Source organism: Agrobacterium sp. DSM 25558 (assembly GCF_900100825.1).
GTDB lineage: Bacteria > Pseudomonadota > Alphaproteobacteria > Rhizobiales > Rhizobiaceae > Agrobacterium.
The window spans coordinates 122,190-141,754 of sequence record NZ_FMUD01000003.1; the positions used below are offsets into that span (position 1 = coordinate 122,190).

Here is a 19,565-nt window from a genome sequence, read left to right on the forward strand (position 1 = left end):
CCCCTAAAATTGCATAGTGAACTTGTTAGGTTGCACAACGAACATGATATATTCCGAGCTGCGACAATCTTACAGTTCCGGATTGGTACAGGCGTGTAGTCGATAACCCCGAATAGAGCGAATGTCAGGACCACAACAATGACAGAGAATAAGAAGAAGCCAAACCCGATCGACATTCACGTCGGGAGCCGCATCCGCCTACGCCGCACCATGCTTGGCATGAGCCAGGAAAAGCTGGGCGAGAGCCTGGGTATTACATTCCAGCAGATTCAGAAGTACGAAAAAGGGACGAACCGCGTTGGCGCCAGCCGCCTGCAGAACATCTCCGGCATTCTGAACGTTCCCGTATCCTTCTTCTTTGAAGACGCTCCGGGTGACCATACGGTTAGCGCCACCGGCATGGCTGAAGCCTCAAGCTCCAACTACGTGGTAGACTTTCTGTCCTCATCGGAAGGCCTGCAATTGAACCGCGCTTTTGTAAAGATCAACGATCCAAAGGTTCGCCGTCGTATCGTGGATCTCGTCAAGGCGCTGGCAGCCGAAGGCGATGCGGAATAAACCGCCAAACAGTTTCGGTGAACTTGAAACGGTCCTTCGGGGCCGTTTTTTATTGCGTAAGGATGATTTAGGAATTCCGATATAAAGATATATTTATGTCGTTGTGTCCTTGTTTTTTTCGAGCAATGTGACTAACAACGATGACCGTTTCTTTGAGGGGAATCCCGCATGCGTGCCAATTACCTATTCACCAGCGAGTCCGTTGCTGAAGGTCACCCTGACAAGGTTTGTGACCGCATTTCCGATGAAATCGTGGATTTGATCTACCGCGAAGCCGCTAAAACCGGGGTTGATCCCTGGACGGTGCGCATCGCTTGCGAGACGCTTGCCACGACAAACCGCGTGATCATCGCCGGTGAAGTGCGTGTTCCCGATACGCTGCTGAAAAAGGACAAGGACGGCTCCGTGTTCAAGGACGCAAGCGGCCATCCCGTCATCAACCCCGCCAAGTTCAAGGCTGCTGCCCGCAAGGCCATACGTGATATCGGCTACGAGCAGGACGGTTTCCACTGGAAGACGGCCAAGATCGACGTGCTGCTGCACCCGCAGTCTGCCGACATTGCGCAGGGCGTGGATAACGCTTCCGACAAGCAGGGCGACGAAGGCGCTGGCGATCAGGGCATCATGTTCGGTTACGCTTGCAAGGAAACGCCGGACCTGATGCCGGCACCGATCTATTATTCGCACCGCATTCTCCAGCTTCTGGCCACCGCCCGCAAAAGCGGCGAAGGCGAAGCAGCCAAGCTCGGCCCCGACGCCAAGAGCCAGGTGACCGTGCGTTACGTCGATGGCAAGGCATCCGAAGCCGTCTCCATCGTGCTTTCCACGCAGCATCTCGATGCCAGCTGGGACTCCAAGAAGGTTCGCTCCGTTGTGGAGCCCTACATCCGCGAAGCGCTTGGCGAATTGAAGATCGCTGACGATTGCCAGTGGTACATCAACCCGACCGGCAAGTTCGTGATCGGTGGTCCTGATGGTGACGCTGGCCTGACCGGCCGCAAGATCATCGTAGACACTTACGGCGGTGCAGCTCCGCACGGCGGCGGCGCATTCTCCGGCAAGGACACGACGAAAGTCGACCGTTCCGCAGCATATGCTGCCCGCTACATCGCCAAGAACGTGGTGGCCGCAGGACTGGCAGAACGCTGCACGATCCAGCTGTCCTACGCCATCGGCGTTGCGCAGCCATTGTCTGTTTATGTCGATTTCCACCAGACCGGTACGTTGAGCGAAGATGAAGTCGAAGCCGCGATCCGCAAGGTCATCGACCTCTCGCCATCGGGCATTCGTCGTCATCTGGACCTCAACAAGCCGATCTATGCCAAGACGTCGTCCTACGGCCATTTCGGTCGCAAGGCTGGCCGTGACGGCTCCTTCTCCTGGGAGAAGCTGGATCTGGTCAAGCCGCTCAAGGATGCATTGAAAGCCGCATAAGGCTTGTCAATCGTTACCGATTGAGAGATACGGTCTGAAAAGTTTGAAACCCGCACAGCGCAGTTGAACAGGCGCGGTGCGGGTTATCCATTTTGTCTGAGAGTGTTGAAATGACGGAAGAGCGGCGCTCACGCGCAACGGAAGCGTTTTTTGGTCGGCGCAAAGGCAAGCCGCTGCGCAACCAGCAGGTCGATACGATCGAAAACCTTCTGCCTTTGCTGAAGGTCGATCTTGAGACGCGGCCACCGAAAAATCTTGCGGCGCTGTTTCCTGCTGATGTGAAAACCATCCGCCTCGAAATCGGCTTTGGCGGTGGCGAACATCTCATCCACCGCGCCTCCGAAAATCCAGCCACCGGCTTCATCGGCGTCGAGCCTTTCGTCAACTCCATGGCAAAGCTGCTGGGCAGCGTGCGTGAGCGCGAGTTGATGAACATCCGTCTCTATGACGACGATGCGACGCAATTGCTGGATTGGCTGCCGGATGCCTGCATCGACCATATTGATCTGCTCTATCCCGACCCATGGCCGAAAAAGAAGCACTGGAAGCGTCGCTTTGTGTCCGATGTCAATCTGGCGCGGTTCCACCGGGTGCTGAAGCCCGGAGCCAAATTCTGCTTCGCATCCGATATCGACACCTACATCAACTGGACGCTTCAGCATTGCGCCAGGCATGGAGGTTTCGAATGGACCGCGCAGACAGCCGCCGATTGGAACACGCCATTCGATAATTGGCCGGGCACGCGTTACGAGAACAAGGCGAAGCGCGAGGGCCGCAGCTCCGCCTATCTCACATTCATCCGCACCTGATTTTCAGATTTTCGCATCCACCTCGGATGCGACGGGAATGGATGGCTGCGCGCCCGGACGCGTGCACGCCAGCGAACCTGCAACAGCGGCGCGGCGAAGGGCTGCTTCGAAATCAAGACCCGCATCCAGGCTTGCGGCCAGATAACCGCAGAACGTATCACCCGCACCGACCGTATCAACCGGCTCGATCTTCAGGCCCTTGGCCTTGACGAGCTTGCCATTGCGAATGGCGATCACGCCTTCCGCCCCGAGTGTGACGATGAGGGTCTGGCCGGTCTCGTCATGCAGTGCGGCGAGCTCCTTCTCCCGCTGGTCAGCGGAGAGGCTGTTTTTACCGATCAGCAATTCAAATTCGGTCTCATTGGCAATGACCATATCCGCCAGCCGCGAGAGGCGTGCTGCGTCCGGCGTCAGCGGTGCTGTGTTGATAATGGTCGTCACCCGCTTTGCCTTGGCGGCCTTCAGCGCCGCCTCGATTGCTTCGGCTGGCACCTCGAACTGCAACATCAAAATATCGCCAGCAGCCATCTCGGACACTGCGCGCTCAGCATCGGTTTCTGATACCTCGCCATTGGCGGCGGGAATGACCGAGATCATGTTCTCACCGCCCTCGCCAATCAGGATCACAGCAGTACCTGTCGGTACGGCGACGGTTTTGACCAGCGACAGATCGGCACGCGCATCACGAAGCAGCGTAAGAGCAGGTGCCGCAAAGGCATCGTCGCCGATTGCACCCGCCATCTTCACCGTAGCCCCTGCGCGTCGTGCAGCCAAGGCCTGGTTGGCACCCTTGCCACCCGCCGCCGTGGAAAACGACTTGCCGGTGACGGTTTCACCGGGCTTTGGCAGGCGGTCTGAAATGGCAACGAGGTCCATGTTGATGGAGCCGAAAACTGTGATCATGCGGGTCATTCCATAAAGGGCGAAAACGAAAGCGAAACAGGCGGCGACTTTGCCGAGTGGATCACTCGTCGTCAACCACCCTCAACTTGGCGGGACCGGCGCGCACCTCCGCGACCCGACGCAATTGTTCGGCCTCCAGATGGGCGATTTCCTTTTGCGAGGGCGCGAAATCGAGGCTTTCTATTTTGATGCCGCGCGCCAGCACCTTGTCGGACGAGGTCAACATCATGTCCACATCTTTCTGCACCAGCCCGAAATGCGCCTGCAATTTGCGCGTCCGCTCATCCAGACGCCGCACATCGTCCATCAGCATCGCGACTTCGCCTTGAATGAGGTGCGCCTGTTCGCGCATGCGCTGGTCTTTCAGCACCGACTGGATGACCTGCACCGAGAGCATCAACAGCGATGGCGAGACGATGACGACGCGCGAGCGATGCGCGCGCTGCACCAGATTTTCGAAATGCTGGTGGATATCGGCAAAGATGGATTCAGAGGGCACGAAGATGAAGGCGGTATCCTGCGTTTCACCGGAGATCAGATATTTGTCCGCGACATCGCGAATATGCACTTCCATGTCGCGACGAAACTGCTGGGTGGCGGCGCGTTTTGCCTCCGGCGCATCATCCGCCTTCAGGGCATTCCAGGCTTCGAGTGGAAACTTTGCGTCGATGACCAGGGGCGGCGCGTTGTTCGGCATTCTGATGGTGCAATCGGGCCGGAAACCGTTGGAAAGCGTAGGCTGCAAATTGTAGGCACCGGAGGGCAGGGCGTCTGCAATCAGCGCTTCCATCCGCGCCTGTCCAAAGGCACCACGCGTCTGCTTGTTGTTGAGGATGGCCTGAAGGCCGATGACGTCCTTGGCCAGATCCTGAATATTGCCCTGCGCCGCATCGATGACGGCCAAGCGCTCTTGCAACTTGCTGAGATTTTCGTGTGTCGAGCGGGTCTGCTCGGTCAAGGTGGTGCCGATGCGCTGCGACATGCCGTCCAGCCGGTCGTTCAGCGTCTGGCTCATCTCGTTCTGGCGGGCGCTGAGGCTTTCCGTCATCGCAGCGATGCGACCATGCAGTTCCGATTGTGTTCTCAGAAGTTCGGTGATTTCATCGCGGGATTGATCGGGAACCGTCGGTCTGCGCCACATGAACGCCGCAGCGATCAGACAGCCCGCTATGAGAATGCCCAAGAGAGCGCCAACCGATATCTGGAGGCTGCCGAGACTGAAAGCTGTCGTACCAAGCGCATTGAGATCGATGTTCATAGCCAAATCTAACAGATTTCGTGTGATTCGTCAGATCAAACCAAGAACATTTCTTGGGCGTAAATGAGTCGCGTTTGTTGCGGATGCGGTCGCTAATATTGGCCTTTATTTTTTGTTTCCTCCAAAGATGAGATGCGTTATGGGGAAGCCATGACGATCAAACCTCTTATTATTTTGCCTGATCCCTTGCTGCGCCAGCAATCCAAGCCCATCGAACAGGTGGATGCCGAGATTACGCGTCTGGCCGATGATATGCTGGACACGATGTATGATGCGCCGGGCATTGGCCTTGCCGCCATCCAGATCGGCGTGCCGCGCCGCATGCTGGTCATCGATATCTCGCGCGAAGATGAAGACCGCAAGCCGGTCGTTTTCATCAACCCGGAAATCCTCAACGTGTCGGACGATGTGTCGGCGTATGAGGAGGGCTGTCTGTCCATTCCCGACTACTACGCTGAAGTAGAGCGTCCGGCTTCGCTGACGGTGGCCTATATCGACCGCGACGGCAAACAGCAGACGGTTGAAGCCGATGGCCTTTTGGCCACCTGCCTGCAACATGAAATGGACCATCTGAACGGTGTTCTGTTCATCGACCACATTTCCCGCCTGAAACGGGATATGGTCATCAAGAAATTCACCAAGGCGGCCCGCGCAAAAGTCTGATGTGCCTGACTTTACGGTCGGCATATCAGGTCTTTGAGGGCAGGGGGCGAGCATGGCACTGCGCATCATTTTTATGGGAACGCCGGATTTTTCCGTTCCCACCCTGCGCGCGCTGGTCGATGCGGGCCATAAGATCGCCGCTGTCTACACGCAGCCGCCCCGACCCGGTGGCCGCCGCGGGCTCGATCTCCAGAAATCGCCCGTGCACCAGGCCGCCGAACTGCTCGGCATTCCGATTCTGACGCCTGTGAATTTCAAGGCGGAACAAGACAGGGCGGAATTCAAGGCCTTCAACGCAGACGTCGCCGTCGTCGTTGCCTATGGTCTGCTGCTGCCCGAAACCATTTTGAACGGCACCCGCCTTGGCTGCTACAACGGCCATGCCTCGCTCTTGCCACGCTGGCGCGGCGCGGCCCCCATTCAGCGTGCCATCATGGCGGGCGATACTGAGACCGGCATGATGGTGATGCAGATGGAAAAGGGGCTGGACACCGGTCCAGTTGCACTGACGGCAAAGGTTGCCATCGGTCCGAACATGACCGCTGGCGAATTGCATGACAGCCTGATGCTGGCGGGCGCGCGATTGATGCGCGAGGCGATGCTGAAGCTGGAAGACGGCGATCTGCCGCTGACACCGCAGTCGGACGAGTGCGTTCTCTATGCCGCCAAGATCGACAAGGCCGAGACGCGCATCAATTTTTCTTGGTCCAGCCAGGATGTACATAATCACATTCGCGGCCTCTCGCCCTTTCCCGGCGCATGGTTCGAAATGCAGATCGGCGGCAAGGCCGAGCGCGTGAAGGTCCTGGAAACCGAACTGGCGAGCGGCATGGGCGAAGCGGGCTCCGTTCTGGACGGTGACTTGACCATCGCCTGTGGCAGTGGCGCGGTGCGACTGGTGCGTCTGCAAAAGGCGGGCGGCAAGCCGATGTCGGCTCAGGATTTTCTGCGCGGTACTCCCGTCGCTGTTGGAACGAGGCTCGGCTGATGCCACGCTTCCGCATGACCGTCGAATATGACGGTTCCCCCTATTTTGGCTGGCAGCGGCAGACCAATTGTCCATCCGTTCAAGGCGCGCTCGAAGCAGCCGTGCTGTCGCTGACCAAGGAAGTCGTCAGCTTTCGTGGCGCAGGCCGCACCGATTCCGGCGTACACGCCAAGGGTCAGGTCGTGCATGTCGATCTCACCCGTGCCTGGGAGCCTTACAAGCTGCGCAACGCGCTGAATGCGCATCTGGCCATGGCTGGAGAGACTGTCTCGGTTCTGGACGTGGAAGCCGTGACCGAGGATTTCGACGCGCGCTTCTCGGCACTGCGCCGCCATTACCTCTACCGCATCATCTGCCGCAAATCGCGGCTGGCACTGGAGCATAAGCGGGCGTGGTGGGTATCGAAAGACCTTGATCATGAAGCGATGCATGCCGCGGCCCAAACGCTTGTTGGCCGGCATGATTTCACCACCTTCCGCTCCGTTCATTGCCAAGCCAACAGCCCGGTCAGAACGCTCGACCGGCTGGATGTGACGCGCGAGGGCGATCTAATCGAGATCCGCGCGACGGCGCAGAGCTTTCTGCACAATCAGATACGCTCCTTTGCCGGCACGCTGAAACTGGCCGGTGATGGCGGCCTCACGGTTGAAGACGTGAAGGCGGCGCTGGAGGCGCGTGACCGCAAGGCCTGCGGCCCTGTGGCCCCGCCTGACGGGCTCTATTTCATGCAGGTCGATTATCCCGATGTGATACCGCCACGGCAACCAAGACCGGAGATGACCAATGACGGTGACGATCTATCATAACCCCGCCTGCGGCACCTCGCGCAACACGCTGGCCATGATCCGCAAGGTTGTGCCTGAACGCTGATTTTTGCAAAAGCTAGGCGAAAACAGGCGGTGGCGGGTTTGGCTTACCCCCCTCTGTACTGCCGGACATCTCCCCCTCAGGTGGGGAGATCGACTCGTGGCTCCCGCTCGACTATCTCAAGCGTTGCGGATGGGGGATTTGAGTGCCGCTTGCCGATCTCCCTCCTTGTGGGGGAGATGTCCGGCAGACAGAGGGGGGTAAGCCAAACCCGCCACCGCCTATAATGAAAAGATTCACGCCCCAGTCTTCAGCTCGGATAAACGCCTAAGAAGCGTTGCAGAATTTCTGACAAGATCATACCGGGAACCAGGAGCGTCATGACGAGTGCCGTGACGAGCAACGGCTGTTCGCGGATAAAGAACTTCAGGATACGGGCGAAAGTGAACACCAGCGTCAGCAACAGCGCAAACCACAGAATTGCGACCAGCCCCTGCAAGGCCGGAAACAGCAGCGCAATCAGGATGAGTGTGGCGTAGCCATAGGAAAACGGCACGGAGAGCCAGTTTGCCACGACTACAATGGCTGGAAATTTTCCTTTGGAGCCCAAGGCCACCAGTAAAATGCCGATGAGGACCAACGGTACCATCCAGCAAATGGCCTCGACCATAGCGAGCCGGAAAAAGAAGATGCCACCGGTGCCGACTCCCTTCGGCAAAACGGACAGATAGGCCTCATGCCACCAGTACCAGGACAAAGCCATGGAGGGCAGGCACCACAGAGCCGCATAAAACGAGCGCGTCATGCCGCGATCCGTCAAATCCAGCAAACGCCCCCCGGCAGGATCACCCAGAAACAGTAGCCACAGGCCACGCATGTAAAGGGCGAGTTCTCTACGCGACGGCATGGTCAAACCAGCGTTCGATGAAAACTTCGTAGATGCGGGTCAATGTTTCGAGATCCGCGACGGCCACACGCTCATCCACCATGTGCATGGTCTGGCCGACGAGGCCGAATTCTACCACCGGGCAATAATCCTTGATGAAACGGGCATCCGACGTGCCGCCGGTGGTCGATAGCTTTGGCTCGTTGCCTGTGACCTCTGCCACCGCACCCGACAGCGATGAAATCAGCGCATTGTTGCGTGTCAGGAAAACATGGGCGGGGCGGTCGGCCCAGATGATGTCGTATGTGACCGGCGAGCGATCAGGGCGCAGCGCGCCGTCGGCGGCGGCCTCATCCAGACGGCGGATGATTTCGGCGCGCAGCGTCTCTGCCGTCCACGTGTCGTTGAAACGGATGTTGAAGCTGGCAGTCGCCTTGGACGGGATGACGTTGGTGGCCGCGTTGCCTGTGTCGATGGTCGTGATTTCGAGGTTGGATGGCTGGAAATTATCCGTGCCGTTGTCGAAGGGCGGGTCCATCAGCGCCTGGGTCAGTTGCAACATGCCACGAAGGGGATTGTCGGCCAGATGCGGATAGGCGGCGTGGCCTTGCACGCCATGAACCACGATGCGGCCCGACAGCGAGCCGCGACGACCGATCTTGATCATGTCGCCCAACTGATCCGGGTTGGTGGGTTCGCCCACCACGCAGGCATCCCATGTCTCGCCCTTGGCGGCGGCCCATTCCAGAAGCTTGGAGGTGCCGTTGATGGACGGGCCCTCTTCATCGCCCGTGATGAGAAAGGATACTGAGCCCTCGGGCTTTCCATGTTTTTCGATATGGCGGGCGATGGCCGCAACAAAACAGGCAATGCCGCCCTTCATATCGACGGCACCGCGCCCGAACATCTCACCGCCTGCGATTTCAGCCGCAAACGGTGGATGGCTCCATGCTGCCTCGTCACCCACAGGCACGACATCCGTATGGCCCGCAAACATCAGATGCGGGCCGTGGTCGCCGAGGCGGGCATAGAGGTTTTCGACGTCAGGGGTTCCCTCTTCCGTCGCCATGACACGGTCCACCGCAAAGCCGATCGGGGTCAGCAGCGTATCGAGCAGCGTCAGCGCTCCACCTTCTGCTGGCGTCACCGACGGGCAACGGATGAGGGCGGCAAGATTGGCGACGGGATCGGTGGCGTGCATGGGTCAGTCTACTTCTATCAATCGCGCAGCAACTCGTTGATGCCGGTCTTGGAGCGGGTCTTCTCATCGACGGTCTTGACGATGACCGCGCAATAGAGGCTCGGACCCATATCGCCATTCGGGAAAGGCTTGCCCGGCATGGTGCCAGCAACGACCACGGAGTAAGGCGGCACTTCGCCATAGGTGATCGAGCCTGTGGCGCGATCCACGATCTTGGTGGATTTGCCGATGAAGACGCCCATGCCGAGAACGGCACCTTCCCGGATGATGCAGCCCTCAACGACTTCCGAACGCGCTCCGATGAAGCAATTGTCTTCGATGATGGTCGGGCCGGCCTGAAGCGGCTCAAGCACGCCACCGATGCCGACGCCGCCGGACAGGTGGACATTCTTGCCGATCTGCGCGCAGGAACCAACGGTCGCCCATGTATCGACCATGGTGCCTTCATCGACGTAAGCGCCGAGATTGACGAAGGACGGCATCAGAACGACGTTCTTGGCCACATAAGCAGAGCGGCGCACGACCGCATTCGGTACCGCGCGAAAACCTGCGGCGCGGAACTGGTTTTCACCCCAGTTCTCGAACTTGGAAGGCACTTTGTCCCACCAGGTGGATTCGCCCGGGCCGCCGGTGACGATCTCCATATCGTTGAGACGGAAGGAAAGCAGCACGGCCTTTTTCAGCCACTGGTTTACGGTCCAGTTGCCATCGGCCTGCTTTTCAGCAACGCGAACTTGGCCGCCATCAAGCAGGTTCAGCGCAGTTTCGACCGCATCGCGAACTTCGCCCGTGGTCGATATGTTGACGCCATCGCGATTATCGAATGCGGTTTCGATGATTGTTTCAAGGGAGCCAAGATCCGAGATGCTCATGAGAATTCCTTAAACTTCGCTGACTATCGTCACATAAAGGGAAATATCCGCACCGCTGGCCGGACATGGTCAATTGCTCTAAGCGAGTGTTTCAAGGGCGTCAATGTGATTTGGCGCAGGCTGACGAAAGGCATGGACATGGCAAAACTGAAAAATGGCAAGTTGCGGCGCAAGGACGGCGTCTGGGACCCTTTGAAATCCAGCTCCGATGACAAGCAGCAGGCAGAAGGCTTGCCCAAAACCCCGCAATCGGCCTCGCCATCCTATCGTCTGGCCTATGCCGATACCGATTTTCTGTGCCGGGAAGAGTTGCGCCCCATTCGGCTGCAGCTGGAACTGATGAAGCCGGAAATGATCCTGACCGAGCGCGGTATCAAATCCACCGTGGTGCTGTTTGGCGGCGCGCGCATTCCCGAACCGGGCGGCGAAGCCTGGGCGGCGCGCAACGAAACGCAGAGAAAGAATCTGGAGGCCGCCTCGGTCTATTACGACGAAGCCCGCAAATTCGCGAAGCTATGCGCGGGCGAATCCGAAAAGCATGACCACCGCGAATATGTCGTGATGACGGGTGGCGGGCCGGGCGTGATGGAGGCGGGCAATCGCGGTGCATCGGAAGCCGGAGCGCCGTCAATCGGTCTCAACATTCTGCTGCCGCACGAGCAGGCACCCAACCCGCATGTGACGCCAGAACTCAGCTTCAACTTCCACTATTTCGCCATCCGCAAGATGCATTTCCTGATGCGTGCCAAGGCGGTCGTGGTGTTCCCCGGCGGCTTCGGCACCATGGATGAGCTGTTTGAAACGCTCACCCTCATCCAGACCAAACGCATGGCACCCATCCCACTCATTCTGTTCGGGGAAGCCTTCTGGCGCTCCATCATCAATTTCGAAGGGCTGGCCGATTTTGGCACGATTGCGCCAGATGATATGGAGCTGCTGCATTTCTGCGAAACGGCTGAGGATGCGTGGAAGGTGGTCGCGGATTTTTATGAGCTTTGAGTAAGGCTGCCGAATAGGCCCAGATTCGTCATCCTCGGGCTTGTCCCACTGCTGTCCGGTTTAAATTTGTAGACACGGCGCACGGTGTTGATTCTATTCGTATTCAAGCGTTTGGCGACGATCTTGGACACGAAAGAGGGGGCAACACCGTGCGTCATAACAATAGCGTCTTTCATGATCTTTTGAAGCGTATTCCATGGGCCGTCTTTGAACGCCTTGTGGATGAGCACGGCACCGACAAGCACACCAGGCAATTATCAACCAAGAGCCAGTTGGTGGCCTTGCTGTACGGGCAACTGGCCGGGGCGGTCAGCTTGCGCGAGATCGAAAGTGGGCTGGAAAGCCATTGCGCCCGCCTTTATCACTTAGGTGCAAAACCAGCCTCTCGCTCCACGCTTGCGGATGCCAATGCCAAACGCTCCAGTGCGGTGTTTGCCGGGATTTTTGCCGAACTGGTCGCAAGGGCCGAGCGTGGCCTGCGCCGAGCTGTCCGCGAGGCGGCCTATCTCATCGATGCCACCAGCTTGCGCCTCTCCGGTGCCGGATCACAATGGGCGCAGTTTTCCCATCAGGCCTGCGGTGCCAAGGTCCACATCATCTATGATGCGGATGCACAGCGGCCGATCTATGCCGCCGTCACAGCCGCCAATGTCAATGATATCACCGCCGCCAAGTCCATGCCGATCCAACCCGGCGCGACCTATGTCTTCGATCTGGGATATTATGATTTCGGCTGGTGGGCGAAGATGGACGAGGCCGGATGCCGTATCGTCACCCGCTTCAAATCTCACACGCCACTGACCGTAACGCATGAGCGATCGCTTGGGGGCGACACTGGACACGACAGCCGCATCCTGTCGGATCGCATCGGTCTTCTTCCGGCACGACAGGCCAGAAACCGCAAGACCCGCTCGGCAAATCCGTGCGCGAGATCACGGTTCGCACCGAAACGGGCAAGGTCCTGCGTATCCTGTCGAACGATCTGAACGCCACAGCGCACGAGATCGCCGATCTCTACAAGCGCCGCTGGGCAATCGAGCTGTTCTTCAAATGGGTCAAGCAAACGCTGAAAATCAAGCATCTGCTGGGGAAATCGGAAAATGCCGTCCGCATCCAGATCACTGTGGCCCTTATTGCGTTCATCATTCTGCGTATGGCGCAGGCAGACCAGAAGACGATCCAAAGCCCGCTAGCCTTCGCGCGCCTTGTGCGTGTCAACCTCATGCACAGACGCAGAACAGACCGCCTCCTTAAACCACCCACATCACCCCTGAAACATCACGACCAGATGGTGCTAAAATGGACGTGAATTTAAACCGGACAGCAGTGGGCTTGACCCGAGGATCTAACGAACCACAAGATCAAACGTGGTTAGATGCTCGGGACAAGCCCGAGCATGATGGCTGGAGAGAGTGGATGCGTCTCTCTGTCGTATCAAATCCGTGCAAATCGCTCCGTCAGCAGCGCGAAGAACCCATCCGCATCCACATCGCGCATCACGCGCGCATTGGGCGCGCGGCCTGTGACCTTCCACCAGTCGACAACCGTCATGCCGATGGTCAGTTCGGAATTCACCTCGATCTCGACATTGCAATCGCGACCGTCGAACAGGTCCGGTTTGATGAGATAGGCGATCACGGTCGGGTCATGCAGCGGGCCGCCGTCTGAACCGTACTTCTCCACGTCGAAGCGTTCGAAAAACTCCAGCATCTCCGCCATGGCAATCGCCGGGCGCGTGCCGATATCGCGGATGGCGGCCACGCGGGCCTTGGTGGTGAGCAGCTTATGCGTCACATCGAGCGGCATCATCACCAGTGGAATGCCGGAGCGGAAGACGATGTCGGCTGCCTGCGGATCGACATAGATGTTGAATTCGGCAGCAGGCGTGATGTTACCACCCTCGAAGAAACCGCCACCCATCAGCACCAGTTCTTTCACGCGCGGCGCAACATCGGGAGCCTTTTGCAGGGCCGTGGCGATGTTTGTCAGCGCACCCAGCGTGCAGAGCGTGATGGTGCCTTCCGGCTCGCGGCGTAGCGTCTCGATGATGAAGTCGATGGCGTTTTGCGATTGCGCTTCGAGAACCGGCTCCGGCAAGGTCGGGCCGTCGAGACCCGTGCTGCCATGAACATGCTCGGCGGTGATCGGCGCACGGACCAGCGGGCGCTCGCAGCCTTCGTAGACCGGAATTTCCGTGCGGTTGCACAGTTCCAGCATGATGCGGATGTTGCGGCTGGTCAACTTCAGCGGCACGTTGCCCGCAACGGCACACAGCCCGAGAACTTCGATTTCCTCCGGGCTCGCCAGCGCCAGCATGATGGCGGCGGCGTCGTCCTGTCCGGGGTCGGTGTCGATAATGATTTTTCTGCGCTCGGCCATGGTCTTCCTGCTTTTGATAAGAGATGTCTTTTCAGGCCTGTTTCCAAAGCTTGTCAAGCAGGTGGCAGTTGAGACTTTTTCCCAACATACCGTTCTTGCTTTGCAACCCGCATATTCCCATATGAAACCATGCCGCCGCAAACGGGGCAAACCACGTCGCTTGGTTACAAGGACCGAAAGATATGAGCCGTATGACACCTTTCACCCATCCGCTTATGCTGGGTTTCGATGCTATGGAAAAAACGCTCGAACGGATGACGAAAGCGAATGACGGCTATCCGCCTTACAACATCGAGCGACTGGCAGCCGAAGGCGGTAGTCCGGAGCGGCTGCGCATCACCATAGCGGTTGCGGGATTTTCCGAAGACGATCTTGAAGTGACGACAGCTGACAATCAGCTCATTATTCGCGGACGCCAGCAGGAACAGGACGCGAAAGACTATCTGTATCGCGGCATCGCTGCACGGCAATTCCAGCGGGTTTTCGTGCTGGCGGAGGGCATGCAGGTCAATGATGCGCGCCTGCGAAACGGTCTGCTGTCCATTGATCTCACCCGCCCGGAAATCTCTAACGTGGTGAAGAAAATTAACATTTCCGTCTCACAGTAGGATTCTGTACGCCAAGCGACTCATAAGCGGCATGGCGTCTCATGAATGGAGGCTGACATATGCTCTTGAAAGAAGCGCATGCGAGTTTGACAAAGTCGCAACTGGCCCATATCGGGGCAGGCGAAGTCGGATACATCAGAAAGATGCGCGCCGAAGAAGTGAACCGTTGCTTCCCGGAAGCGCCAAATATCGATCCGACCCTTGATCTTTGGGCTTTGTTCGGTGCGGATGGTACACCGATCCTTTTGACCGACAACCGTTCCAGCACCTTCTTCAAAGCTGCCGAAGACGAACTACGCACGATAAGCGTTCATTGAACGCCATTAGAGCGTCTGCCATTACGTCATCTCAAGGCACCCCAGGGTGCCTTTTGCATGTCTACATCACATCGTCAGGCGGTCTGCCGGGACGGGGATGGTAGCGCGGAAAGGTCCAGCCGAAGATCAGTGCTCCGCTTCGGATTGCAAAAGCGGTGAGAACACCGGCAGCCGATGCGACAAGGAGGGGCATACCCAGCGCATGGACGGCCGTAAACACGCAAGCGCCTGCCAAAGCGCAGCTGATATAGACTTCCGGTCTTAACAACACAGACGGTTCGCCAGCCAGAATATCACGAAGAACGCCGCCGAAAGTCGCCGTCATGGTGCCGGTAACGATGGCGACCGTAGGCGAGCCGCTGACGGCAAGGCCTTTTGCTGCACCCATGACGCAATAGGCCGATAGGCCGATGGCATCCAGCCAGATCAAGAGCCTGTATCGGGATTCCAGCAGGTGTGCCGTGAGATAGACGAGTGCGGCGACAACCACGCAGACCAGAATATAGGTCGGGTTGACGACCCAGAAGACGGGTGAGCGCCCGAGCACGAGATCTCGCAGCGTACCGCCGCCGATACCTGTCACGGCGGCGAAAAACAGAAAACCGATCAAATCGAGCTGTTTGCGTGAAGCAGCGAGGGCACCGGTGGCCGCAAAAACGGCAACGCCCGCATAATCGAGAAAAGCCAAAAGGGTCATGGGCAGGCGCTCTCCTCAAATGTTGCGCAAGGGTCAGTGTCACGCAAGGGCCAGACCCTATGGTCCACCGCCGAACCAAGATGACATGCTCTATGCTTTTGCTTCTTTAGCGGAAACAGACATAAAGGAAAATGCCGTGAAACGTCTTCTCGTCGTAACGCTTCAAGCTTTGGTGCTTTTGTTTATGCCGGTGCTGGCACTTGCCCAGCAGGAGCTCGTGAGCGACCCGGAGATTTACGAGAAGGACCATTTTCGCACCGAATGCAAAGTTGCCGAATTCGGTGAGGGCTTCATCACGCGGCTGGATATCAACAATGACGGGATTATGGACGCTATCACAAACCGCGGCGAGTTGACTTGTGACGGTGAAAAGGCACGTAGCTGCGGTGACGACGGCTGCCCTTATAATTTCTATGTTCAGGTCAAGGAAGGCGGCTATCTGATGATCGCCACCGCGACGATCTACAGCTACGATTTCGTTCAGCGTTTCGGCAACATGGTTTTCGAATTCAAGATGCATCCGCGCTTTTGCGAGCGCACCGATAGCGAACCATGCGTAATGACAGTGCGGGTACGGGGTACGAAATTCGTAACGATTTCGAGCAAATAGCGTCAACGAGACCTGTTGACGGCCATACCCTGATTGTAACGGCTTCTGAGTGAACGCGGCATGAAAATGCTGGCGAGAGCAATGACGAACACAATCAGGCTGACGCTGAGAAGGGCTATCGTCGAATAGCTGCTACCAAGCACTGCGCCGGAAATAGCACCCGCAATCATGCCAAGCCATGGCACCAGTTGGATTGTCCAATCCAATTTGCGTTCACCCAATATGAAGCGTCCGACGCCACGCCCGAAGCGGGACAGAGCGCCGGTGACATAGGTCAGGCCTATCGGCAGTCCTTCCACGTGTTCCACGGCGGCGTTGATCATGCCCATGGCAAAGACCACGAGATAGAATGAGCTGAGTTTCCCGCCTTGAATCTGTAAAATCGCGGCGAGAAATAGTGCGACGCCAACCGCGCAAAGAACGGTAAAGACCCGTCTGTTGGACCTGTTGGCAATGATAATGCCAATCGCATTGCCAGCCACGAAGATGACGATAGCCAGAAAGAGCGTTGCGGCATGGGCGTAGTCACCCGATTGCAGTGACAATGCTGCGCGCGTGGTATTGCCCGTCATGAAGGACACGAAATCTCCCGACATCGTCAGGCCGATGGCATCGGTCATTCCGGCAACGAAAGAAAGAGCAGCAACAAGCGCAAGACCTGTGGCCATGCGTCTTGTGCGAATGATCTTTCGGCGTCTTTGTCTGGTCATGGATGTTCCGCCATACGGGTTTTAAGGCATCATAACCACAGGGCAGGAATGACGCTTAAGATGCAATAGGACGCAGGGACCATCACGGAATTGGTGGTGCATCTTTTACCCTCATAACGAGTGTTGGTCACGCCGTTCCGCTTTTTCGTAAAAGAAGAGTTTACAGGGCATGTTTCGGCAATGTATTAGTTGTCAATCCTAGTCAACTTTGTTAGCGGACTGCGCGTAGAGCTGCGGCGGCAAAGTGTGGGCGTGCAGGCACCAGCTGCAAAAGATAGGCGCATAGTTACGGAACTCCGGGAATATCAAGATGGCACCTGAAAAATTGACCTCTTCGAACCTGAACGCTTTACCGCGCAAACGGCACCGATCTACGGCTGCTATTTTGTCGCTTGTCGCCTGCCTTTATGCTGGTGCGGGTATTGCGCAGACGCCATCTCCTGCGACAGAGCCCGCCCCGACAACGCAGACGACAACCCCGACCGAGGTCCAACAGCAATCGCCAGAGCCAGCTCCCGCACCGACAGCGCCTGCACCTGCACCGGCAGCGCCCACGGTTCAGCAGCCCACGCCTGATGCAGCGCCCCAGCCTCCGATCCAGCCCACTTTGGCAGAGCCGCCTGTCGTGCCAGCCGCTAGCGCTGAGCAACGGAGCGATATTCCGCACAACCTGTCCCCTTGGGGCATGTTCATGGCGGCCGATTGGGTCGTGAAGGGTGTCATGATCGGGCTTGCCTTCGCATCTCTGGTCACGTGGACCGTTTGGGTCGCAAAATCCATCGAGCTGGCAGGCGCGCGCATTCGTGCCGGTTCCACACTCAAGATCATTCACAAGGCAAAGACGCTGTCAGAAGCCACCCAGGCTGCAGACAAAAAAGGTGGCCCCGCCGCTCTTATGCTGCGGATGGCAACCCATGAGATGCAACTCTCGGACGCGGTGGTGGAGCACACCGATGGCGGCGGCATCAAGGAACGTGTCTCTTCCGTTTTGGGTCGCATCGAAACCCATGCGGGCCGTCGCATGTCTCGCGGAACCGGTGTTCTGGCCACGATCGGCTCGACGTCGCCTTTCGTCGGCCTGTTCGGAACGGTCTGGGGTATCATGAACTCCTTCATCAGCATTTCGGAATCGCAGACGACCAACCTTGCCGTTGTCGCACCCGGCATTGCCGAAGCCCTGCTAGCAACCGCTATCGGTCTGGTTGCGGCCATTCCAGCAGTGGTGATCTATAACGTCTTTGCCCGTTCCATTACCGGTTACCGTCATTTGCTGGCGGATGTCGCCGCTGGTGTCGAACGTCTCGTCAGCCGTGATCTCGATTTTCGCCGCATTCCGCCGGGCAGCGCTGCAAAGCCTGCGGTCTCACTCGTGGGGCGTTGATCAATGGCTGGTGGTATTCGCGAAAGCAGTGGAGATGAACTCTCCGAAAACCATGAGATCAACGTAACGCCGTTCATCGACGTGATGCTGGTACTGCTCATCATTTTCATGGTTGCTGCACCCTTGGCGACGGTGGATGTGAACGTTGACCTGCCCGCATCTTCGGCAAAGCCCGCGGAACGCCCGGAAGAGCCACTTTACCTCACCGTGAAGGACGATCTTTCACTCAATCTGGGCAACGACGCAGTAGCGCGCGAAGCGCTGACGGCGCGGCTGGATGCACGAACCGGCGGCAAAAAGGATACGCGTATTTTCCTGCGCGCCGACAAAGCCGTCGATTACGGACACTTCATGGAAATCATGAACATGCTGCGCGATAGTGGTTATCTCAAGATCGCGCTTGTTGGTCTTGAGGGCGCTGCCGCAGCAAGCCAGGTCGGAACGGGTCAGCCCGCAGGCGCGACCACGCCCGCGGCCGCACCCACCGGAGCGACCCCATGAGCGACCCCTCTTTTCCCCGCACCGGACGCTCCCGGCTGGGAGAATTGGCGCTGTGGACGACAGCCGCGGTGCTGACCGTTGGTGTTCACGCCGGTGCTGCTTACTACCTCATGCAGGAACAGCCCGAGCCCGTTGCTGATGCCGGACCGCCGGCAGCAATCATGATCGAGCTTGCGGCTCTTCCTGAGGCCGTCAACACCGAGGAAACAGTTGAGGTCAATGATGTCGAGGATGTGCAGGAAGTAAAGAGCGTCGTGCCTGATAAGGTGGAGGACGTGCCGCCACCGGTAGAGCCACCGCAGCCACAGCCAGAACCCGTCGTCGAGGAAACTCCGCCGGAGCCCGAACCCACACCGGAGCCGCCGCAGGAAATTACCGAGCCGCTTCCGGAACCATTGCCTGAACCTGTAGAGGAGATCGACCCGGTTCAAGAGCAGCAGATGGCTGCGCTTGAAAATGTCGAGGTGCCACTGCCGTCCTTCCGCCCACCTTTGCCTCCGGTCGAAAAAAAGGTGGAAAAGAAAGACGAACCCGAAAAGAAGAAGGTTGAACGCAAAAAGACCGTCGCGCCTGCCGCATCAGCAGCAAAGGATACGGCCAAGGTCGAAACAACGCAGTCGGATCGCACAGCGGCTTTGAAAAATAGCTCCGGTTTGTTTTCATCCTCGGTATCGCCTGCCAAGTGGAATGCCCGGGTTCGCTCTGCGGTGTCGCGTCGCGTCTCGCGTGCAGGCTCCAAGGGTATGTCGGTCACGGTCGCTTTTAACGTGGATGATGGCGGCTCTATCGGCAGAGTGCGGGTTATCAGCTCAACGGGTGACGCCTCTATTGATGGAAAAGTGGTGAATTCCATTGAAAAAGCCTCTATTGCGGAGCCACCGCCGGGCGCCCAAACAGCCTTCCAGGTGAAAATAGACATTCAGTGACGATGATCTGATTTGTTGTCCTCGTGCCCTGTGGAGGGTCATCGGACTTTTCGCTTTC

At 57.9% G+C, this 19,565-nt stretch carries 21 protein-coding genes and 2 pseudogenes; 15 read left to right on the forward strand and 8 right to left on the reverse strand.

Annotation, left to right across the window (positions count from 1 at the left end):
- Window positions 1-138 precede the first annotated feature (138 nt).
- The 3 genes from DSM25558_RS04260 (at window position 139) to DSM25558_RS04270 (ending at window position 2,801) form a co-directional block, all read left to right on the forward strand.
- Window positions 139-558 (forward strand): helix-turn-helix domain-containing protein, encoded by a 420-nt coding sequence (locus DSM25558_RS04260; protein WP_077102103.1) that lies wholly within the window; start codon window positions 139-141, stop codon window positions 556-558.
- 168 nt (window positions 559-726) lie between these two features.
- On the forward strand, window positions 727-1,992 hold the full coding sequence (gene metK, locus DSM25558_RS04265; protein ID WP_077102105.1) for a methionine adenosyltransferase: 1,266 nt from the start codon (window positions 727-729) through the stop codon (window positions 1,990-1,992).
- Between the two features lie 110 nt (window positions 1,993-2,102).
- Complete coding sequence (locus tag DSM25558_RS04270; RefSeq protein ID WP_077102107.1) at window positions 2,103-2,801, forward strand: tRNA (guanine(46)-N(7))-methyltransferase TrmB; 699 nt, start codon at window positions 2,103-2,105, stop codon at window positions 2,799-2,801.
- Between the two features lie 3 nt (window positions 2,802-2,804).
- Here the strand turns inward: DSM25558_RS04270 and DSM25558_RS04275 are convergent, their stop codons facing one another.
- Complete coding sequence (locus tag DSM25558_RS04275) at window positions 2,805-3,704, reverse strand: ribokinase (protein WP_077102340.1); 900 nt, start codon at window positions 3,702-3,704, stop codon at window positions 2,805-2,807.
- 61 nt (window positions 3,705-3,765) lie between these two features.
- Entirely contained in the window at window positions 3,766-4,968 is a 1,203-nt protein-coding gene (locus DSM25558_RS04280) for a DNA recombination protein RmuC (protein ID WP_371479437.1), read from the reverse strand.
- A 144-nt stretch (window positions 4,969-5,112) separates the two neighbouring features.
- Here DSM25558_RS04280 and def point away from each other — a divergent pair, with 144 nt between their 5' ends.
- The 4 genes and pseudogenes from def to DSM25558_RS04300 form a co-directional block, all read left to right on the forward strand.
- Window positions 5,113-5,625 carry a peptide deformylase gene (gene def, locus DSM25558_RS04285; protein WP_077102342.1) on the forward strand — a complete coding sequence of 171 codons (513 nt, stop codon included), beginning with the start codon at window positions 5,113-5,115 and terminating at the stop codon, window positions 5,623-5,625.
- 52 nt (window positions 5,626-5,677) lie between these two features.
- Window positions 5,678-6,613 (forward strand): methionyl-tRNA formyltransferase, encoded by a 936-nt coding sequence (gene fmt / locus DSM25558_RS04290; RefSeq protein ID WP_077102111.1) that lies wholly within the window; start codon window positions 5,678-5,680, stop codon window positions 6,611-6,613.
- Window positions 6,613-7,419: a tRNA pseudouridine(38-40) synthase TruA gene (gene truA / locus DSM25558_RS04295; RefSeq protein WP_077102113.1), complete on the forward strand. Its 807-nt coding sequence runs from the start codon at window positions 6,613-6,615 to the stop codon at window positions 7,417-7,419. The genes fmt and truA overlap by 1 nt, the downstream gene beginning before the upstream one ends.
- Window positions 7,397-7,462: pseudogene (locus DSM25558_RS04300) on the forward strand (arsenate reductase (glutaredoxin)); the annotation flags it as partial. The gene truA and the pseudogene DSM25558_RS04300, both read left to right, overlap by 23 nt.
- Before the next feature lie 268 nt (window positions 7,463-7,730).
- Here the strand turns inward: DSM25558_RS04300 and DSM25558_RS04305 are convergent.
- Genes DSM25558_RS04305 through dapD form a run of 3 tightly spaced genes read right to left on the reverse strand, consistent with a single transcriptional unit; the run spans window position 7,731 to window position 10,379 of the window.
- Entirely contained in the window at window positions 7,731-8,327 is a 597-nt protein-coding gene (locus tag DSM25558_RS04305; RefSeq protein ID WP_077102115.1) for a hypothetical protein, read from the reverse strand.
- Complete coding sequence (gene dapE / locus DSM25558_RS04310) at window positions 8,314-9,507, reverse strand: succinyl-diaminopimelate desuccinylase (RefSeq protein WP_077102117.1); 1,194 nt, start codon at window positions 9,505-9,507, stop codon at window positions 8,314-8,316. The genes DSM25558_RS04305 and dapE overlap by 14 nt, the downstream gene beginning before the upstream one ends.
- Window positions 9,508-9,524: 17 nt before the next feature.
- Window positions 9,525-10,379 carry a 2,3,4,5-tetrahydropyridine-2,6-dicarboxylate N-succinyltransferase gene (gene dapD, locus DSM25558_RS04315; protein ID WP_077102119.1) on the reverse strand — a complete coding sequence of 285 codons (855 nt, stop codon included), beginning with the start codon at window positions 10,377-10,379 and terminating at the stop codon, window positions 9,525-9,527.
- Between the two features lie 138 nt (window positions 10,380-10,517).
- Here dapD and DSM25558_RS04320 point away from each other — a divergent pair, with 138 nt between their 5' ends.
- Both DSM25558_RS04320 and DSM25558_RS04325 read left to right on the forward strand, forming a co-directional pair.
- Window positions 10,518-11,378, forward strand: coding sequence for an LOG family protein (locus DSM25558_RS04320; RefSeq protein WP_077102344.1), 861 nt, complete (start codon window positions 10,518-10,520; stop codon window positions 11,376-11,378).
- Window positions 11,379-11,527: 149 nt separating this feature from the next.
- Window positions 11,528-12,687: pseudogene (locus tag DSM25558_RS04325) on the forward strand (IS4 family transposase).
- A 125-nt stretch (window positions 12,688-12,812) separates the two neighbouring features.
- Here the strand turns inward: DSM25558_RS04325 and DSM25558_RS04330 are convergent.
- Complete coding sequence (locus tag DSM25558_RS04330; RefSeq protein WP_077102121.1) at window positions 12,813-13,757, reverse strand: nucleoside hydrolase; 945 nt, start codon at window positions 13,755-13,757, stop codon at window positions 12,813-12,815.
- 182 nt (window positions 13,758-13,939) lie between these two features.
- Between DSM25558_RS04330 and DSM25558_RS04335 the strand changes: the two genes are divergently transcribed.
- A complete protein-coding gene (locus DSM25558_RS04335) occupies window positions 13,940-14,365 on the forward strand; it encodes an Hsp20 family protein (protein WP_077102123.1) in 426 nt (141 codons plus the stop codon).
- A 59-nt stretch (window positions 14,366-14,424) separates the two neighbouring features.
- On the forward strand, window positions 14,425-14,682 hold the full coding sequence (locus DSM25558_RS04340) for a BQ00720 family protein (RefSeq protein ID WP_067649505.1): 258 nt from the start codon (window positions 14,425-14,427) through the stop codon (window positions 14,680-14,682).
- Window positions 14,683-14,743: 61 nt separating this feature from the next.
- Here DSM25558_RS04340 and DSM25558_RS04345 read toward each other — a convergent pair whose 3' ends face one another.
- Complete coding sequence (locus DSM25558_RS04345) at window positions 14,744-15,379, reverse strand: trimeric intracellular cation channel family protein (protein WP_077102125.1); 636 nt, start codon at window positions 15,377-15,379, stop codon at window positions 14,744-14,746.
- Between the two features lie 184 nt (window positions 15,380-15,563).
- On the opposite strand from DSM25558_RS04345, the gene DSM25558_RS04350 reads away from it, so the two are divergent.
- Entirely contained in the window at window positions 15,564-15,989 is a 426-nt protein-coding gene (locus DSM25558_RS04350; protein WP_371479472.1) for a hypothetical protein, read from the forward strand.
- A 2-nt stretch (window positions 15,990-15,991) separates the two neighbouring features.
- Here DSM25558_RS04350 and DSM25558_RS04355 read toward each other — a convergent pair whose 3' ends face one another.
- Window positions 15,992-16,699, reverse strand: coding sequence for a YoaK family protein (locus DSM25558_RS04355; RefSeq protein WP_077102129.1), 708 nt, complete (start codon window positions 16,697-16,699; stop codon window positions 15,992-15,994).
- A 310-nt stretch (window positions 16,700-17,009) separates the two neighbouring features.
- On the opposite strand from DSM25558_RS04355, the gene exbB reads away from it, so the two are divergent.
- Genes exbB through DSM25558_RS04370 form a run of 3 tightly spaced genes read left to right on the forward strand, consistent with a single transcriptional unit; the run spans window position 17,010 to window position 19,507 of the window.
- Entirely contained in the window at window positions 17,010-18,080 is a 1,071-nt protein-coding gene (gene exbB, locus DSM25558_RS04360; RefSeq protein ID WP_077102131.1) for a tonB-system energizer ExbB, read from the forward strand.
- A 3-nt stretch (window positions 18,081-18,083) separates the two neighbouring features.
- Window positions 18,084-18,581, forward strand: coding sequence for a TonB system transport protein ExbD (gene exbD / locus DSM25558_RS04365; RefSeq protein WP_077102133.1), 498 nt, complete (start codon window positions 18,084-18,086; stop codon window positions 18,579-18,581).
- Entirely contained in the window at window positions 18,578-19,507 is a 930-nt protein-coding gene (locus DSM25558_RS04370) for an energy transducer TonB family protein (protein ID WP_077102135.1), read from the forward strand. Before exbD ends, DSM25558_RS04370 begins: the two co-directional genes overlap by 4 nt.
- Window positions 19,508-19,565: the final 58 nt, after the last annotated feature.

What these genes read in the sequence shown, in the direction of transcription:
- DSM25558_RS04335 (WP_077102123.1), top strand. Translation starts at nt 13,940, where the DNA reads ATGAGCCGTATGACACCTTTCACCCATCCGCTTATGCTGGGTTTCGAT.
- DSM25558_RS04330 (WP_077102121.1), bottom strand. Translation starts at nt 13,757, where the DNA reads ATGGCCGAGCGCAGAAAAATCATTATCGACACCGACCCCGGACAGGAC.
- DSM25558_RS04270 (WP_077102107.1), top strand. Translation starts at nt 2,103, where the DNA reads ATGACGGAAGAGCGGCGCTCACGCGCAACGGAAGCGTTTTTTGGTCGG.
- DSM25558_RS04340 (WP_067649505.1), top strand. Translation starts at nt 14,425, where the DNA reads ATGCTCTTGAAAGAAGCGCATGCGAGTTTGACAAAGTCGCAACTGGCC.
- fmt (WP_077102111.1), top strand. Translation starts at nt 5,678, where the DNA reads ATGGCACTGCGCATCATTTTTATGGGAACGCCGGATTTTTCCGTTCCC.
- DSM25558_RS04275 (WP_077102340.1), bottom strand. Translation starts at nt 3,704, where the DNA reads ATGATCACAGTTTTCGGCTCCATCAACATGGACCTCGTTGCCATTTCA.
- exbB (WP_077102131.1), top strand. Translation starts at nt 17,010, where the DNA reads ATGGCACCTGAAAAATTGACCTCTTCGAACCTGAACGCTTTACCGCGC.
- metK (WP_077102105.1), top strand. Translation starts at nt 727, where the DNA reads ATGCGTGCCAATTACCTATTCACCAGCGAGTCCGTTGCTGAAGGTCAC.
- dapD (WP_077102119.1), bottom strand. Translation starts at nt 10,379, where the DNA reads ATGAGCATCTCGGATCTTGGCTCCCTTGAAACAATCATCGAAACCGCA.
- DSM25558_RS04350 (WP_371479472.1), top strand. Translation starts at nt 15,564, where the DNA reads ATGCCGGTGCTGGCACTTGCCCAGCAGGAGCTCGTGAGCGACCCGGAG.
- dapE (WP_077102117.1), bottom strand. Translation starts at nt 9,507, where the DNA reads ATGCACGCCACCGATCCCGTCGCCAATCTTGCCGCCCTCATCCGTTGC.
- DSM25558_RS04320 (WP_077102344.1), top strand. Translation starts at nt 10,518, where the DNA reads ATGGCAAAACTGAAAAATGGCAAGTTGCGGCGCAAGGACGGCGTCTGG.
- DSM25558_RS04345 (WP_077102125.1), bottom strand. Translation starts at nt 15,379, where the DNA reads ATGACCCTTTTGGCTTTTCTCGATTATGCGGGCGTTGCCGTTTTTGCG.
- DSM25558_RS04355 (WP_077102129.1), bottom strand. Translation starts at nt 16,699, where the DNA reads ATGACCAGACAAAGACGCCGAAAGATCATTCGCACAAGACGCATGGCC.
- DSM25558_RS04305 (WP_077102115.1), bottom strand. Translation starts at nt 8,327, where the DNA reads ATGCCGTCGCGTAGAGAACTCGCCCTTTACATGCGTGGCCTGTGGCTA.
- exbD (WP_077102133.1), top strand. Translation starts at nt 18,084, where the DNA reads ATGGCTGGTGGTATTCGCGAAAGCAGTGGAGATGAACTCTCCGAAAAC.
- def (WP_077102342.1), top strand. Translation starts at nt 5,113, where the DNA reads ATGACGATCAAACCTCTTATTATTTTGCCTGATCCCTTGCTGCGCCAG.
- truA (WP_077102113.1), top strand. Translation starts at nt 6,613, where the DNA reads ATGCCACGCTTCCGCATGACCGTCGAATATGACGGTTCCCCCTATTTT.
- DSM25558_RS04370 (WP_077102135.1), top strand. Translation starts at nt 18,578, where the DNA reads ATGAGCGACCCCTCTTTTCCCCGCACCGGACGCTCCCGGCTGGGAGAA.
- DSM25558_RS04260 (WP_077102103.1), top strand. Translation starts at nt 139, where the DNA reads ATGACAGAGAATAAGAAGAAGCCAAACCCGATCGACATTCACGTCGGG.